The 15,628-nt window shown below is 59.9% G+C and carries 16 protein-coding genes; 1 reads left to right on the plus strand and 15 read right to left on the minus strand.

Features of this window, described 5'->3' with window-relative positions; translation table 11 throughout:
* Positions 1-4 precede the first annotated feature (4 nt).
* The 8 genes from GOQ25_RS00535 to GOQ25_RS00570 are packed head-to-tail and all read right to left on the minus strand — an operon-like array spanning position 5 to position 7,232.
* Entirely contained in the window at positions 5-763 is a 759-nt protein-coding gene (locus GOQ25_RS00535) for an SDR family NAD(P)-dependent oxidoreductase (protein WP_236844428.1), read from the minus strand.
* Between the two features lie 17 nt (positions 764-780).
* On the minus strand, positions 781-1,986 hold the full coding sequence (locus GOQ25_RS19730) for a cytochrome P450 (RefSeq protein WP_160348483.1): 1,206 nt from the start codon (positions 1,984-1,986) through the stop codon (positions 781-783).
* Positions 1,983-2,753, minus strand: coding sequence for an SDR family NAD(P)-dependent oxidoreductase (locus GOQ25_RS00545; protein ID WP_160348484.1), 771 nt, complete (start codon positions 2,751-2,753; stop codon positions 1,983-1,985). The genes GOQ25_RS19730 and GOQ25_RS00545 overlap by 4 nt, the downstream gene beginning before the upstream one ends.
* The gene (locus tag GOQ25_RS00550) at positions 2,746-3,465 is read right to left on the minus strand and encodes an ABC transporter ATP-binding protein (RefSeq protein WP_160348485.1); all 720 of its coding nucleotides are present in this window, start codon (positions 3,463-3,465) and stop codon (positions 2,746-2,748) included. The genes GOQ25_RS00545 and GOQ25_RS00550 overlap by 8 nt, the downstream gene beginning before the upstream one ends.
* Positions 3,452-4,243 (minus strand): ABC transporter ATP-binding protein, encoded by a 792-nt coding sequence (locus GOQ25_RS00555; protein ID WP_160348486.1) that lies wholly within the window; start codon positions 4,241-4,243, stop codon positions 3,452-3,454. Before GOQ25_RS00555 ends, GOQ25_RS00550 begins: the two co-directional genes overlap by 14 nt.
* Positions 4,240-5,193, minus strand: a complete 954-nt coding sequence (locus tag GOQ25_RS00560) for a branched-chain amino acid ABC transporter permease (protein WP_160348487.1) — start codon at positions 5,191-5,193, stop codon at positions 4,240-4,242. The genes GOQ25_RS00555 and GOQ25_RS00560 overlap by 4 nt, the downstream gene beginning before the upstream one ends.
* Positions 5,190-6,062, minus strand: coding sequence for a branched-chain amino acid ABC transporter permease (locus GOQ25_RS00565; RefSeq protein ID WP_160348488.1), 873 nt, complete (start codon positions 6,060-6,062; stop codon positions 5,190-5,192). The genes GOQ25_RS00560 and GOQ25_RS00565 overlap by 4 nt, the downstream gene beginning before the upstream one ends.
* A 21-nt stretch (positions 6,063-6,083) precedes the next feature.
* Entirely contained in the window at positions 6,084-7,232 is a 1,149-nt protein-coding gene (locus GOQ25_RS00570; protein WP_160348489.1) for an ABC transporter substrate-binding protein, read from the minus strand.
* 230 nt (positions 7,233-7,462) lie between these two features.
* Here GOQ25_RS00570 and GOQ25_RS00575 point away from each other — a divergent pair, with 230 nt between their 5' ends.
* A complete protein-coding gene (locus GOQ25_RS00575) occupies positions 7,463-8,671 on the plus strand; it encodes an NAD(P)/FAD-dependent oxidoreductase (protein ID WP_160348490.1) in 1,209 nt (402 codons plus the stop codon).
* A 46-nt stretch (positions 8,672-8,717) separates the two neighbouring features.
* Here the strand turns inward: GOQ25_RS00575 and flhA are convergent, their stop codons facing one another.
* The 7 genes from flhA to GOQ25_RS00610 all read right to left on the minus strand — a co-directional run bounded on the left by flhA (position 8,718) and on the right by GOQ25_RS00610 (position 15,623).
* Positions 8,718-10,838, minus strand: coding sequence for a flagellar biosynthesis protein FlhA (gene flhA, locus GOQ25_RS00580; RefSeq protein ID WP_160348491.1), 2,121 nt, complete (start codon positions 10,836-10,838; stop codon positions 8,718-8,720).
* Between the two features lie 5 nt (positions 10,839-10,843).
* On the minus strand, positions 10,844-12,007 hold the full coding sequence (gene flhB, locus GOQ25_RS00585; RefSeq protein WP_160348492.1) for a flagellar biosynthesis protein FlhB: 1,164 nt from the start codon (positions 12,005-12,007) through the stop codon (positions 10,844-10,846).
* A 204-nt stretch (positions 12,008-12,211) separates the two neighbouring features.
* Positions 12,212-12,808 (minus strand): protein phosphatase CheZ, encoded by a 597-nt coding sequence (locus tag GOQ25_RS00590; protein WP_160348493.1) that lies wholly within the window; start codon positions 12,806-12,808, stop codon positions 12,212-12,214.
* A 1-nt stretch (position 12,809) separates the two neighbouring features.
* Positions 12,810-13,196 carry a chemotaxis response regulator CheY gene (cheY, locus tag GOQ25_RS00595; protein WP_160348494.1) on the minus strand — a complete coding sequence of 129 codons (387 nt, stop codon included), beginning with the start codon at positions 13,194-13,196 and terminating at the stop codon, positions 12,810-12,812.
* Between the two features lie 30 nt (positions 13,197-13,226).
* The gene (locus GOQ25_RS00600) at positions 13,227-14,312 is read right to left on the minus strand and encodes a chemotaxis response regulator protein-glutamate methylesterase (RefSeq protein WP_160348495.1); all 1,086 of its coding nucleotides are present in this window, start codon (positions 14,310-14,312) and stop codon (positions 13,227-13,229) included.
* A 4-nt stretch (positions 14,313-14,316) separates the two neighbouring features.
* Complete coding sequence (locus GOQ25_RS00605; RefSeq protein ID WP_160348496.1) at positions 14,317-15,147, minus strand: CheR family methyltransferase; 831 nt, start codon at positions 15,145-15,147, stop codon at positions 14,317-14,319.
* Between the two features lie 5 nt (positions 15,148-15,152).
* The gene (locus GOQ25_RS00610; RefSeq protein WP_160348497.1) at positions 15,153-15,623 is read right to left on the minus strand and encodes a chemotaxis protein CheW; all 471 of its coding nucleotides are present in this window, start codon (positions 15,621-15,623) and stop codon (positions 15,153-15,155) included.
* Between the last annotated feature and the right edge of the window lie 5 nt (positions 15,624-15,628).

The raw sequence follows: 15,628 nt of genomic DNA on the forward strand, positions 1-15,628 counted from the left end.
TGATTCAGTAATTAGGGGTGTAGCGGGCGGCCAGATAGCCACCATCGACGGGTAACGTCACGCCACACACAAAAGAGGCATCTTCAGAGGCCAGGAAGGCAATCACGGCAGCCTGTTCTTCGGGCTGACACACCCGGCCCATCGGGGTCGAGTCCACCATCAGCTTCACATAGCTGGGATTTTGCAAGTGGCCCGCCGTCATCGGAGTCACCACCACGCCCGGCGCGATGGCGTTGACCCGTATGCCCAGATGAGCGACCTCGCTCGTCAATTGCTGCGTGAACTGCGTCACGCCAGCCTTGGCCACCGCATAGGCCGTGGTACCCGGATAACCCACCATACCGAAAATCGATGACAGGTTCACAATACTGCCGCCCGGCTGAGGCAGGTGCGGCAACACGGCGCGCGTGATGCGCAGCAGAGAAATCAAATTGATATCGATGATGCGCGACAGGCTTTCGTCATCCGACTTCAGTAGGTGCTTTGAACCCCCTACCCCGGCATTATTGACGAGGACATCGATCCGGCCGGCATGCGCAAGCGCGGCCTCGACGATTGCGTCGCCCGCCCCGGGCAATGCCACGTCGAGTACCAGCCCCTGCCCGCCGACGCTCTTGGCGGTCTCCAGCACTTCCGGCAGCAGGTCAACCAACAGCACCTTCGCCCCCTCATCGGCAAAACGCTTGGCCGTCGCCGCACCGATACCGCGCGCGGCTCCGGTGACGATGACGGATTTGCCCTCGAATCTATGCATGGTGGACATAACGCGCTCCGTAATAGTCATGCCGACAGCGTCAAAGGCAAGGTCTTGAGGGTACGCAGGGCATTGTTCAGGCGCGGCTCTGCCGGCGCTCGCAGCGTGAGCTTGCTCGCGCGCTTGATCAGCGCCTTCAGCACGCATTCGCCTTCCTGGCGCGCGATCATCTGACCAATGCACATGTGCACGCCGTGACCCAACGCCAGATGCCCGACCGGGTTGCGCTGGATGTCGAACTCGTCTGGACGCTCCCAGAATTCCGGGTCGCGATTGGCCGCGCCCAACTGCAGCATGACCTTTTTATCTGCTGGAATCAGCACGCCATCGACCACGACATCACGCATGGTGAGACGATAGGCCGTCTGTGAGGGCGTTTCCATGCGCATGGCTTCGTCTAGCGCGGGACGCGCCAGCGCCGGGTCCGCGCGCAACTGTTCGTACTGCGAGGGATCCTTCGCCAGATACCACAACACCGCGGAGATCATGCTGATTGTCGTGTCCAGGCCGCCGCGCAAGAATGACCGGATCAGCAGCGGCGCCAGCTCGGGTGCCATCTTGCCTTCATCCGCGGCCTCGAAGATCTTGATGCCAAACCCACCGGGCAACATCGCATCACGCTGCATGCTGGCCTGCGCCCACTCTTTGATCGCTTCCGCACGTTTCTCCGTGGCCAAATACCGCGCGTTACGCGGTCCCTGACTATCGAAGTTCAGCTGCCCCATCAAATTCCAGTTTTCACGCAGGTTCGGGGTTTGCTTAATTCCCATGGCCTTGGGAAACGCCGTCGACACATACGCCTCGGCCAGGTCATGCACGCCATCGATGGTCTGCTTTTCCATCAGCGCGTCGAGAAGCTTTTCCGCCTCTTCCTCGAACGTCTCATGCCAGCTGCGAACGACCTGCGGCGAGAGAATGCGCTGCATCACCGTGCGTACCTGGGTATGCTCTGGCGGATCCGCGTCACCAATGGGGCTGCGCGCGCGCCATGTGTCGGGCTTACGCACATCCGTCAAGCCAATGCCACCGGAGGACGAAAAGTCTTGCCAGTTTTTCATGGCCTCCTTGACGTTACGGTACCGGCCGATGGCGTAGACGTCATACTGCTTCAGGTAGACGGCGGGCGCCTGACGAAGCTGCGCAAACATCTCGAAGGGCGATGCAAGCACACTGTCTTCATAGGGGTCGATGTCGAGCTCAGGCGCGGCGGCCGCTGTGGCGATGTCGTTCACGCTTTAAGACCCCCGTCGACCGGCATGGTCACGCCCGTGGTGTAGCTGGCGGCGTCGCTCAGGAAATACAACACGGCGTCGCCGATCTCATCGGCCAGACCAAAGCGGCCCATGGGAATGCGGGTGCGGAATTGATCGACGGTCGGCGGTGCGGCTCCTCCCATTTGAGAGGCCACCACGAACATCTCCTGTGCCATGGGCGTATCGATGGTGCCCGGGCAGACGCAGTTCACGCGTATGCCTTCGTGCGCGTGATTCAATGCGAGGCTGCGTGCGAGCATGGTCACCGCGCCCTTGGAGGCCGAATAAGCCGCCAGGAACTTCGATCCGCCCAGACCCGCGGTCGAGGACATCAAGACGATGGAGCCCTTGCCCAATTCCCGCATCTGCGGCACCAGGGCTTTAACGGCCAGCCAGGAACCCTTGACGTTCACGTCGAAAAGCTTGTCCCACTCTTCTTCCGTGTAGTCAACCGCCATCTTCGGAATGCCATTGATACCGGCCGAGGTCACCAGGAACTCGGCCGGGCCGAGCGCCTCGCGTGACGCCGCGGCGGCCGCGTTGACGTCAGCCGACGAGGACGCATCGCCGACATACGACACGGAACCGGGACACTGTGCCTGCACGTCCTGCAAACCCTTGGCGTCCCGGTCGAACAGCATCAAGCGCGCGCCTTCGCGCGCCAGCTTTAATGCCGTTGCCTTGCCCAGACCCGATGCCGCACCCGTAACAAAAGCCACCCGCCCTGCGAATCTCTGCTCAGACATGCTCTTTTCCTCCAAGGTAGAACTCCCGCAACTCGTCCATGGCGATGCCCTCGCCGACTTCCCGTTGATAAGCAATGCGGCCGCCACGGATCACGTAGATGTGGTCGGCAATGTCCAGCGCCATCCCCACGTTCTGCTCGACTAGCAGCAGGGTCAGGCCGAGTTCGCGCAGATTCAGGATCGCTTCGGCGATTTCCTCGACCACTTTGGGAGCCAGCGCAGCGGACGGTTCGTCCAACAGCAGCATCGTGGGGCGCGACATCAACGAGCGGCCAATCGCAAGCATCTGACGTTCACCGCCCGACAGCATGGCGGCAGGCACTTTGCGCCGCTCGCGCAGACGCTTGAAACGTTGATAGACTGATTCGATATCCTCGGCGATACCTACCCGGTCCTTGCGGCGGTGGTAGGCGCCCATGAGCAGGTTTTCTTCCACGCTCATTTCGCCGAATACTTCTTTACCCTGCGGCACGAGCGACAAGCCCATGGCCGAGCGGCGTTCGACAGGCACATCGTTGATGGGCCGACCATCAAAAACGATTTCGCCCTCTTGCGGAGACACAATCCCCACGATGCTCTTTAGCGTGGTGGATTTGCCGGTGCCGTTGCCGCCCAGCAGCGCGACCAAACCGCCCTTGGGCACTTCCAACGTCACGCCATGAAGGATGCGCGTGCGGCCGTAGCCCGCGATGATATTGTTAAGCCTTAGCACGTCGCTTCCACCCCGAACCGATATAAGCCTCAACCACGACCGGATCGTTGACCACAACCTCCGGTTCACCTTGAGCGATCATTTCGCCACTGTCCAAGACCGCAACACGGTCGCACAGCTCTCGCACCACGCGCATGTCGTGCTCGACCAGCAAGATGCTCATGCCGAACTCATCGCGCATGCGACGGATGATGGTAATGAGACGATCCACATTAGGAGGAGACAACCCAGCGGCTGGCTCGTCCAACAAAAACAGCTTGGGTTCGCTAATGAGCCCACGCGCCAACTCCACCATGCGTTGCTGTCCAATGGACAGCGCCGTGGCCGGACGCTGGGCGAATTTCTCCAGCTCGAACCAAGCCAATAATTCACGCGCCTTGGCGCGCACCTGGTCTTCTTCCTGTTTGGCCTTCGGGTTGCCCGCGATGCTATCCAGCGTGCTGGAATTCATCGAAATATGACGCGCCAACAACAGATTGTCCTCGACGCTCAGGGAGCCAAACAGACGGATCATCTGAAAGCTGCGCGACATGCCAAGGCGGGCACGCTGATAGGGCGGCAGCGCGGTGACGTCCTGACCACAAAAGGTGAACGAACCGCCATTGACCTGCAATTCCCCCGTGATCAGGTTGACCATGGTGGATTTGCCCGAGCCATTCGGCCCGATCAGGCCGACGATCTCTCCCGAGTTAACCGTCAGGCTGGCGTCCTTGACCGCGACTACCCCACCGAAACGGCGATGGATGTTTTTCGCCTGGAGAATGACATTGCTGCTCATGCCTGGGCCTCCTTCATTTCACGCAGCTTGCGCGCGCGGCCGGCAATACCCTCGGGCAAAAGCGCAATGGCCAACACCAAGATGATCCCGAAGAACAACATACGATAGCGGGCATAGTCACCCAACATCTCTGGTAGCAGGGTCAGCAGCACCGCCCCCAATATGGGGCCGTAGAAAGAGCCGCGACCGCCCACGATCATCATGGCAACTGCCGTGCAAGAGATCCAGATCGTGTAGTCATCAGGGGTGATGTTGCCCATGTAATGGGCCATCATCACGCCTGCCGCACCGGCGAAAGACGCCGACGCCACAAACGCCGTGAGCTTGGCGCGCGTCGTGTTCAAGCCGATGGCGCTGGCCAGCACTTCATCATCGCGCACCGCGACCCATTCGCGTCCCAGCCGCGAATTCACCAGGCGCGCGGCGATAAAAACGAGAATCACGGTGAAGACCAGGATCATCCAGTAATTGGATCTGAGATCGCTGACGGTAAAGAAGGTGTGCCCGAAAAGGCCGACATCTCCTACCGGAGGCACGGCCAGACCGTTTTGCCCGCCCGTAAACGAGGTCCATTGCACCAGACCGAGATACACGATGGTCTGAAACGCAATGGTCACGATGGCCAGGAAGTGCCCTTTAAGCCGCAAGGCCGGGATGCCCAGCAACAAGCCGCACAGGCCGGTGAGAATGATGCCAGCGGGCAGATGCACCCAAAAACCCGTGTGCAGGTCCCGGGCCATGATGCCGGCGGTGTAGGCGCCAATCCCGAAGAACGCGCCTTGAGCGAACGAGAACTGCCCGCAAAAGCCCGTCACCAGGTTCAGACCCGTCGTCAGAATGACGTAGATCAGCATCAATAGCAGCACCGCCACGATGTAGCTGCCGGAGGTCAAGGCTGGCGCTAGCGCCAGCAACGCGACCACAATCGCGAGAGAGAGGTTCTTTTTCATGAGCGTTGAAACGTTTTGCCGAACAGACCCTGCGGACGCACCAGCAAGACAGCGATGACAATCACAAAGCCGACGATGTCGCGAAGCCCGTTGCCCAGATAGGCCGAGGTCAGCGATTCGATGACGCCCAATAGCAGACCGGCCGCTGCGGCACCGGCCACATTACCCATACCGCCCAAGATGACAACGGTGAAGGCCTTGAGAACAATCATGTTGCCGATGATGGGATAGACCATGTAGACCGACGACATGAGGAAACCCGCCACGCCGGCCAGCAACGCCGCCACGATAAAGGCGATGATTGCGACCCGGCGCACCTGGACGCCACACAGACTGGCCACCGTGGCGTGTTGCGCCATGGCGCGCAGGCTGCGGCCGGTCCAGGTATAACGCAGCACCGCATACAGCAGGGCAATCAGCAACACCATGGCAATCGGGATCAGCACCTGCTGTAGCGGCAAGTACACCGGGCCCATCTCCACGCCGATGGTCGAGAACTCGGTTTGCAGCATCATCGGTGTAGGCCCAAAGGCCAAAAGCGCAGAGTTCTGCAACACCACGGCCAAGCCAAAGGACGCGATAATCGAACTCGTGGCGTCGCGATCCTTGAGCATCTTGTGCAGCAGGCCTTCCGCGCCTATACCCAAGATGATGGCAACCATTAGCACGCCACCCAGGGCAGCCCAGATAGGCCAGCCAAAGTTAGTCACCAGAATCAAACCGGTATAGGCGCCCAGCATATAGAACTCGCCATGCGCGAAGTTCACCACATGCAAGATGCCGAAGATCAGGGTCAAACCAACGGCCACCAACACGTAGTTGCTGCCGTTGACGATCCCGTTAGCCAGGTATTGCAGTAACAGATCCACGATCCCTTTCGCCTTGTCAGATCAATTGAGAACGCGCTTGCCGTTCTTGATGACGGCAATGAAGTAGGGATAGTCCACACTTCCTTTTTCATCGAATGCGGCCGTCGTGCCTTCAGGACCCAGACCGATCTTGAAGTCCTTCATACCGCTCATCAGCATCTTCTGAATGGCCTCGCCGTCCGGTTTCCCGACACGGCGCAGGGCTTCCAGACCTACCGCGGTGTGGAAATAACCCAGCGTATTGAGCATGCCCGGCTCGTAGCCATAGGCCTTGACGAACCGCTCGCCAAACTCACGGCCCACTTGGTTGGGCGTGGAGATTTCGTAGGCGGTCGCCACGGCGAAGCCTTCGGAAGCCGGGCCTGCCAACTTGATGAAGTCATCACTGAGCATGGAGCCCGAGCCCACGAATTGCGTACGCAAGCCCACCGATGCTGCCTGACGCACAATGGTCGCGCCGTCAGCGGCCCAGCCGGCGATATAGACCACATCAGGTTTGAGGGTACGGATGCGGGTCAGGATGCTGGAGAAGTCCTGATCGCCGATGTTGAAAGACTCATTGGCCACGATCTTGCCGCCAGCGCCTTCCACCACGGTGATCGTTTGTTTGGCCAGGTCCTGCCCATAGCTGGTCGTATCGTGCAGGATCGCGACTTTTTTACCGTTGAACTTCTCGACGATCGCCATGGCTGTGTCGTAGCCCTGACCCTTGCTGTCGGCAAAGGCGCGGAAGAACCAGGGATCGCCCGGCGTGTTGTTATCGGTCGCCACGTGGCTGGTCGAGCCGCCCGACAACATGGGCACCTTGAGTTCCTTGGCGACCTTCATCGCGGCAACCACGACAGCCGAGGCATAGGTGCCAACGATAAAGGGCACTTTCTCTCGCTCGACCAATTTGCGTACCGCGGTCGCGCCCTTGGCGGTGTTGCTTTCGTCGTCTTCGACAGCGAGTTCGATTTTGCGTCCCAGCACGCCGCCTGCGGCGTTGGCTTCGGCCACGGCGAGCTGTACGCCCTTGAAGACCTGATTGCCCTCGATGGAACCATTACCCGAAAGGGGCAGCATGACGCCTATGCGAATCGGCGCGGCATCTTGCGCCATGACCAGCGTGGGCAGAGCGAGACTGGCACCCAGCATTCCTAGAATCTGACGACGGGAAAAATTCGACATCACTACCCCTTTAAAAAATAAAGTCGTATTTATTGGCAATACGACAACATTTATGTGGCGGCCAGTATCGTATTAAGTCGTCACCATCACAGTTAGGAAAATCCCTTAATTTCAACTAATTAGTGGAAAACCCCAGGAGGGTTAAACCTCTTTGACAAACTCAGAAACTTAAGTGAGCATTTGAATATCGAAACAGTCGTATTGATCGACAATACGACCCATTAGTGATCATGCATAAAAATATTCTTATCGTCGGCGGCGGACATGCCGCCTCTCAACTTTGCGGCAGCCTGCTGGAAGGCGGCTATACCGGTGCGCTGACACTGATCAGTGAAGAGGCGTGCCTGCCCTATCACCGCCCTCCGCTTTCCAAGGCGTATTTATCCGAGGACAAAGGCGGCCCGCCGCTACTGCGCCCAGCCTCCGCATATGGTCACGCGCAGATCCTGTTGAATACACGCGTCACCGCCATCGACCGCACCCAACGCCAAGTGACGCTCAGCACCGGAGAACGTCTGCCCTACGATGCGCTGGTGCTGGCAACCGGCACACGCGCGCGCAAGCTGCCGGATCTGCCCGAGACGCTGGACAATGTCTACTATCTGCGTACCCATGCGGACGCGGAGCGCTTGCGCGACGCCTTCAACATGGCATCGTCGCTGACCGTGCTGGGTGGCGGATTCATCGGGCTGGAAATTGCGGCCACCGCGGCCAAGCTTGGCAAACGCGTCGAGGTGTTTGAAAATGCGCAGCGCTTGCTAGCGCGCGCGGTTTCACCAGAGATCTCCGAAACCGTGGCAGAGAACCTGACGCAAGCCGGCGTCGCGCTGAATTTGGACTGCGGGCCGGTCACGTTCGACGTGGCCGATCAGCGCGTCACCGCCCTGAATACGGTCAAACAACAGCACCCGGTGGAACTATTGGTCGTCGGGATTGGCGCTGTCCCCGAAGTCTCGCTGGCCCAGGCGATTGGCCTGACCTGCGAAAACGGGATCCGCGTGGACTCGCACATGCGCACAGAAGATCCGGCGATTTTTGCCATCGGGGACTGTGCGCATTTTCCGTATGCCGCATGGAATCGCCCCATGCGTCTGGAGTCGGTGCAAAACGCCAATGACCAAGCCCGCACCTTGGCGACCGTGCTGCTGGGCCAGGACCCGCAACCGTACGCGGCCCTGCCCTGGTTCTGGTCGGATCAAGGCAGCTTGCGGCTGCAGATCGCCGGACTCATGCCCGCGCAGGCCGAACGGCTGATCCGCCCGGGCCCCAAGCCCGGCAACTTCTCGATCCTGCATTTCGTCCAAGACCGGCTGGTGTGCGTGGAGTCGATCAATGCGCCGCTGGACCATATCGCGGCGCGCAAACTGCTGTTAAAAGACTGCCATCCCGAAAAGGCGGTGCTCGTCGATCCTGCCATCCATCTCAAAACTCACCTGTGACGCGTAGCCACGGAGCGGGAGGCTCGGCGCCTATCGGCGCCGCCCCTCACCCGCCCACAACGGTACTGACGCGAATAACGCGATCATCCGGTATTTCCGAATTCGCCAACACCGCCAGCTGCGGGAACGGATTTCGGAAATACCGGGCCAGCGCCGGACGCAGCATAGGCTGCACCACCATGACCGTCGGATTCCCGGCCATTTCCTGGCGTTGAATGGCCACGCCCGTTTCCTTGAGCAGGTTCTCGGCCAGATTCGGCTCCATCGCGCCATTGGTGGTGAGCACTTGCGTTAGCACCCGTTCCAGATTCGCATCCAAGCCAATCACGCGGCACTCTTTCGCGTCTTCGAACCAGTGCTGAGCAATGGAACGCGATAAGGCATGACGCACGCGCGCGATCAGCTCACCCACATCCAGCGAGGCGCCGGGCTGTTGAGCGGCCATGGCGGACAGACGCGGCGCCCATTCCGTAATGACTTCGATAATCGTGCGCATATCGCGGATTGGCACATCTTCCTCTAGCAGGCCGCGCAATATGCCTTGCAACGACACGAGCGAAATCGCCTTCGGCACCAGGTCCTCGGTGAGTTTGGGCACCTCCTGCTCCACGCGCTCCAGCAGTTTCTGCACTTCTTGACGGCCCAATAGCGAGGCCGCGTGCAGATGGATCAAGTGATTGATATGCGTAGCCACCACCGTACTCGCATCGACCACGGTGTAACCCGCGATCTGGGCCTGCTCGCGCAAATCGACGCCGATCCATGTGGCTGGTAAGCCAAACGTTGGGTCCTCAGTGGCCTCGCCCGGCAGCTTCATCGTCACGCCGCCCGGATCAATGGCCAGCCACTTACCCGGCATGGCGCTGCCTCGACCGACCTCGACGCCAAACAGCATCACCCGATAATCGCTGGGGTTGAGCTCCAGATTATCCCGAACATGGACGACAGGCGGCAGAAAGCCCATTTCCTGCGCGAACTTCTTGCGCAAGCCCCGGATCCGGTTTAGCAACTCCGGGTCGGCGCCAGAACTGTCGACCAGCGAAATCAACCGGTAACCGACTTCGAGCGACAGGGGTTCGACCAGGGAGACATCTTCCCAGGACGCCTCGGCCGCGGCTTCCTGCGCGGCGGCCTGCTGATGCGAGGGCGTGGCGACATCCGTTGACGCCTTGGACTTTTGCTTTGACTGAATCTTCCAACCCAGGTAGCCCATGCCCGCGGCCAAGGTTATAAACGCGAAGTGCGGCATGTTCGGAATAATGCCCATCAGGCCGATGATGCCGGCCGTGATGTACAGCACCGTGGGGTTGGAGAACAGCTGACCCATCATCTGCTGGCCCACGTCTTGATCGTTCGCCACGCGAGAGACCACGACACCGGCGGCCGTCGAGATAATCAGCGCAGGAATCTGACCCACCAGACCGTCACCGATCGTCAACAGCGTGTATACCGTCGCCGCCTCCGACGCGGGCAAGCCATGCTGCACGATCCCGACGATCAAACCGCCCACCATGCCCACGGCCATAATGATCAAGCCGGCAATCGCATCGCCGCGCACGAACTTGCTCGCGCCATCCATGGAGCCATAGAACTCCGCTTCTTGGCCGACCTCCGCGCGGCGCCGGCGGGCTTCGGCTTCGTCAATCAATCCCGCGTTCAAATCCGCATCGATCGCCATTTGCTTACCGGGCATGGCGTCCAAGGTGAATCGCGCACCCACTTCGGCGATACGCCCAGCACCCTTGGTAATGACGACGAAGTTAATCAGTACGAGTATGGCGAACACCACCACGCCGACCGCGAAATTGCCGCCCACCAGAAAATGACTGAATGCCTCGATGACGTGACCGGCCGCATCCGGACCCTGATGGCCATGCAGCAAAATGACCCGCGTCGATGCGACGTTCAGCGCCAGGCGCAACAGCGTAGCGAACAGCAGCACCGAGGGAAACGCCGCGAAATCCAATGGCTTTTTGGTGAACATCGCCACCAACAGGATCATGATCGACAACGAAATATTGAACGTGAAGAACATGTCCAATAGCAGCGGCGGCAAGGGCAGGATCATCATGGACAGCACCATGAGGATCAACACCGGCCCCGCCATCAATTTAGCGTAGCCGGCCCCTGCGCCGTTTAGCTTGAGTGCGTTAAGCAATTGCGTCATTGGGATTACGATTCAATAGAGGCCGACTCGCCCAGCGGATCGAGCTCGGCGGGTACGGGTAGAGAACTCGGACGCTCGGGCATGCGCGCGCGTCCTTCATGGTGGCTGCGCAATTGAAAGACCCAGGCCAGCACTTGCGCGACGGCCGTATAAAGGGCCTCGGGAATCTGCTCGCCGATCTCCGTGTTCGCGTATAGGGCGCGCGCCAACGGCGGCGCTTCCAGCATAGGCACGTGATGCTCCGCGGCCAATGCCTTGATCTTGGCGGCGATTTCTCCCCTGCCCTTGGCCAGCACCACGGGCGCGCCCGCTGCGGCCTGGTCATACTGCAAGGCCACGGCGTAGTGCGTCGGGTTCGTCACAACCACGTCTGCGCGCGGTACGTCCGACATCATGCGCCGCCGCGCGGCCTCGCGTTGCTGCTGACGGATACGGCCCTTGACATGCGGGTCGCCTTCGCTTTCCTTGTGCTCGCGCTTGAGCTCGTCCTTGGACATGCGCAGCTTTTTGGCATGGGAAAACAATTGCCACGGCACATCGATGAGCGCGATCAAGAGCAAAGACCCCATGATGCCCATGCAAATGGTGGCAATGATCTGCATTCCATGGGCCAAGCCTTCAGGCAGATAAAGATTGCTCAGCCCAAGCATGTCCGGCAGGAAAGATTTGATCGCCAAGGCGCCGACGCCACCGACCACGGCGGCCTTACTCAGCGTCTTTAGTAACTCCACCCAGGTCTGGGCGGAAAACAGGCGGCCTATGCCGGCAATCGGATTCAGGCGGCTGAACTTCGGCTCCAAGGCCTTGGCGGAAAACACCAGACCGCCTAACGCCACCGACGACAGTATCGCGACGACGACCAAGACCAGGAATAGCGGCGACAACGCCACCATCGCCGAGCTAAACCCGTTTAGGATAGCGTGCGCCATCTCGCGCGAATCGCCCAGATCAGTTTTGGGCCCCCACTCGATCAGCATGCCCGAGCGCATGATGTGGACCAACCGATCGTAGACAAACAGGCCGGTCACCCACAACGTACCCGCGCCCGCCAACAACAAAAAGCAGGTATTGAGTTCGCGCGACCGTGCAACCTGACCTTCCTCGCGGGCTTTCGTCAGGCGCTGTTCTGAGGCGGGTTCTGTCTTTTCTACGTCGCTGTCGGCGGACATGCGGGCGATTCGGGCATAGAGTCTAGGGGCAAGCAGCCATTGTAGAAATCGTGGCGCTTTCCTAATTGACCGAGCTAGCCCAAAAAGTCCCCGCTATCCCGCTTTCCATCGCATAGGGTTTCGCTCGCGCGATCGCGTATCGCGCGCCCGTCACTCGCCCCGAGATCCGGCCCTCGCAATGCCAAGGCGAAAGGAGCGACAGCCTTAAAAACCCAGGCTCGCCAACAAATCGTCCACCTGATCCTGGCCGGTGACCACATCCGGCTTGGCCGGGTTGACCTGGGGACCATTGATCAAGCTTTGCGGCTCGGGACGCGGCTGACCGGGCGGCAAGTAGTCGACGAGGACCTGCAACAGCTCTTTTTCGATCGTGCCGATCATGTCGATCATCTTGGTAATGACCTGGCCCGTCAGGTCCTGAAACCCCTGCGCCATCATGATGTCGAACAACAATTGGTTGGTCTGATCGGTCTGCTGCACGACCTGCTGCATGAACTCGGCCAGCTCGGTATCCGAACCGGTCAATGGTGCCTGTGCCGGATCTTGCATGCGTTCCAATAGCGCGCTGGCCCGGGCATTCAGCGACTGCTGAATTGGCTGTGCTTTCTCGGTGGCATTCAAGACGCTGACCGCGGCCTGCTCTGTCATGTATGCCACATAACGCAGGCGGTCACGCGTATCCGGAATGGCCTGAGCGGCTTCTGCCACGGCCTTGTCCAGCCCGAGCTCGCGCATGCTGTGAAGCAGCAAGCGCGTCACATTTCCGACGCGGACAATGAGATCTTCCTGTTGCTGCGTCATATCAGGCCGCCATTTTGGAGAATATCTTGCTGAGTTTTTCCTCGAGCACCGCCGCGGTGAAAGGCTTGACGACATAGCCGTTCGCGCCCGCTTGCGCCGCCGCCACGATGTTTTCTTTCTTTGCCTCGGCCGTGACCATCAACACCGGCAATTTTGCCAACGCGGCATCCGCGCGAATATCCTGCAGCAAGGTCAGACCGTCTTTATTGGGCATGTTCCAGTCGGAAATCACCAAGTCGAAGTTGCCGCCCTGCAGCTTGGCGAGCGCCACCGCGCCGTCTTCGGCCTCGTCCACGTTCTCGATGCCGAGATCTTTCAGCAGGTTCTTCACGATGCGCCGCATGGTCGGGAAATCATCGACGATCAAGACTTTCAATGCTTTGTTCATGTAGTGCTGACCTAACAGTTTGAGGTTTGCTTATGGAATTGCGGCGGCTTTTTTTCCGCCATAGAGTCTGGCCGCTATCTGCTCGAGCGGGACGGCCTCGTCGCTTGCACCGATGGCCAACGCTTCCTTTGGCATGCCAAAGACGACACACGAGGCTTCGTCCTGGACAATCGTGTCGGCTCCCGCCTCCCGCATCGCCAACAAGCCCTTGGCGCCGTCCTTGCCCATGCCGGTCAGCAAGGCCGCACTGGCCCGGTTGCCCATCACTTGCGCCACGCTTTGAAACAACACGTCCACCGAAGGTCGATGACGGTTAACCGGATCGCTCTCGATCAGTTGAGCACGCAGCTCGCCGTTGACACGCTTGATGGCCAGGTGCGCGATACCGCCGGGCGCCAGATACGCATTGCCGGGCTCGATGCGCTGACCGTCCTGCGCTTCATGCACCGTTATGGCGCAGAGTTTGTCCAGCCGTTGTACGAAGGAAGCCGTAAAGCCGGCCGGCATGTGCTGGGTCATGACGACTGGCGGGCATTGTTCGGGGAAGCGCCGCAAGACGGTGCTGATGGCCTCGGTACCGCCCGTGGACGCGCCGATGGCGATCAACCAGTTCGAACGCGCCCCTAGACCGCCAGACAGCACCGCCGTCGTCCGCACGGGTTCCGCCGGACGGCCATGCGGCAACAAGCCGAGTCGGGCCGCCGCTGCCGCGCGGATCTTGTCAGTGAGCTGTTCGGCATAAATCTGCATGCTCGCGCGATCGCTGGTGCAGGGCTTGCCCACCACTTCGGCCGCGCCCAGCTCCAGGGCGCGCAAGGAAATCTCGGAATGCGCATGCGTGAGCGAAGACACCATCACGACCGGCATCGGCCGCAATCGCATCAGGCGCGACAGAAAGTCGAGCCCGTCCATCTTTGGCATTTCGATATCGAGCGTCAGGACATCGGGATTCAGATCTTTGATCATCTGACGCGCGATCAGCGGATCGGGCGCCGTGCCGATCATCTCCATGTCGCTGTTCTGATTCACAATGTGCGTCATGATCGCTCGCATGAGAGCCGAATCATCGACCGCCATGACGCGTATCTTTCTGCTGAGCGTAGGGGAAACTGCCATAGTGCTACTTACGCTGATAGACGGTCTGCCCAAGGAGATGAAAATCGTTGGTCAGTTGGCTAATGTTTTCAGAGTGGCCCACGAATAACAGGCTACCTGGCCGCATGACACGCGCGAATTTCTCCAATAAGCGTTGCTGGGTGGGGCGGTCGAAGTAGATCATCGTGTTGCGGCAGAACACCGCATCGAATGGCCCAGACACCGACCACACCCGGTCATTCAAGTTAAATGGGGCGAACGTGACACGCGACTGCACATTCGGGCGAATGCGCACCTTGCCTTGTTGGCTTTCAACGCCGCGCAAGAAATGTCGCTTGAGTCGGACATCGCCCACGTCGCCGATGCGCGTCGACGGGTAGATCCCTTTTTGCGCGAATTCCAACACCCGCGTGTCGATATCCGTGGCGAGTATGGAGCACTGCGCGCGCGTGGCGCCGTACACCTCCTCGGCCACCATCGCGATACTGTAGGGCTCTTCTCCCGTGGAGGATGCCGCGCACCAGACCGAGCAACCCGTAGGCCGCGAGCGAAAAAATTCTTCCAGGCGCACGAAATGATGCGGCTCGCGAAAAAACGCCGTGTGATTGACCGTGAACGCATTGATGAACTCGGTCCACGCGGCATGCTCCCCGTTCTCTTCGAGCAGGTACAAGAACTTGCCAGCGTCACCGTCCGCATAGCGCGAACTCAGCGTGCTCAGTATGCGCTGCGTGGCACCGACTTTATGGTCGCCCAGGATGATACCGGTGCGCGACTGCAAGAGCCGGGCCGCCTTGTCGCACTGCGCGGCAGTGGCATCGCCAAAAGCGACAACGGTGGGAGTAGCTGGGGACATATTATCTATCCCGCCAGCTGCCCTTCGATGTCATCGGCTGAGTCACCAATCACGCTTGCAATATCCAACAACTGGATCAAACGATTTTCCGAAGTCGCCAACCCGAGCAGCGATCGCGTCTGGCCCATATCCTGCGTTTTCGGCGCGGGCTGGATTGCATCCTGCTCGATGACCAGCACATCGGACACGCTGTCGACAATCACGCCGACCATGCGCTCTTCCAGGTTCAAAATCACGATGACGGTCTTGTCGTTGACCTCGATCTCGCTGATCTGCAACACGATACGCAGATCGATAACCGGGATAATCTGGCCGCGCAGGTTAATCAGGCCCTGCACATGCTCGGCCGATTTGGCGACCCGCGTGACCATCTCCGGCTCGTAGCCGCGCAGTTCCTGCACGTTCAGGATATCGATGCCATACTCTTGTTTGCCGCACCGAAAGATCAGCCATTCGTTATTGATGAGTTTTTCCATATCGG

It is taken from the genome of Bordetella sp. 15P40C-2, assembly GCF_009763235.1.
Taxonomy (GTDB): Bacteria; Pseudomonadota; Gammaproteobacteria; order Burkholderiales; family Burkholderiaceae_B; genus Bordetella_A.

Coding starts and splice junctions, on each gene's coding strand:
- GOQ25_RS00605 (WP_160348496.1), bottom strand. CDS start 15,147: ATGTCCCCAGCTACTCCCACCGTTGTCGCTTTTGGCGATGCCACTGCC.
- GOQ25_RS00570 (WP_160348489.1), bottom strand. CDS start 7,232: ATGTCGAATTTTTCCCGTCGTCAGATTCTAGGAATGCTGGGTGCCAGT.
- GOQ25_RS00560 (WP_160348487.1), bottom strand. CDS start 5,193: ATGAAAAAGAACCTCTCTCTCGCGATTGTGGTCGCGTTGCTGGCGCTA.
- GOQ25_RS00610 (WP_160348497.1), bottom strand. CDS start 15,623: ATGGAAAAACTCATCAATAACGAATGGCTGATCTTTCGGTGCGGCAAA.
- GOQ25_RS00600 (WP_160348495.1), bottom strand. CDS start 14,312: ATGGCAGTTTCCCCTACGCTCAGCAGAAAGATACGCGTCATGGCGGTC.
- flhA (WP_160348491.1), bottom strand. CDS start 10,838: ATGACGCAATTGCTTAACGCACTCAAGCTAAACGGCGCAGGGGCCGGC.
- GOQ25_RS00545 (WP_160348484.1), bottom strand. CDS start 2,753: ATGTCTGAGCAGAGATTCGCAGGGCGGGTGGCTTTTGTTACGGGTGCG.
- GOQ25_RS00535 (WP_236844428.1), bottom strand. CDS start 763: ATGTCCACCATGCATAGATTCGAGGGCAAATCCGTCATCGTCACCGGA.
- GOQ25_RS00575 (WP_160348490.1), top strand. CDS start 7,463: ATGCATAAAAATATTCTTATCGTCGGCGGCGGACATGCCGCCTCTCAA.
- GOQ25_RS00590 (WP_160348493.1), bottom strand. CDS start 12,808: ATGACGCAGCAACAGGAAGATCTCATTGTCCGCGTCGGAAATGTGACG.
- flhB (WP_160348492.1), bottom strand. CDS start 12,007: ATGTCCGCCGACAGCGACGTAGAAAAGACAGAACCCGCCTCAGAACAG.
- cheY (WP_160348494.1), bottom strand. CDS start 13,196: ATGAACAAAGCATTGAAAGTCTTGATCGTCGATGATTTCCCGACCATG.
- GOQ25_RS00555 (WP_160348486.1), bottom strand. CDS start 4,243: ATGAGCAGCAATGTCATTCTCCAGGCGAAAAACATCCATCGCCGTTTC.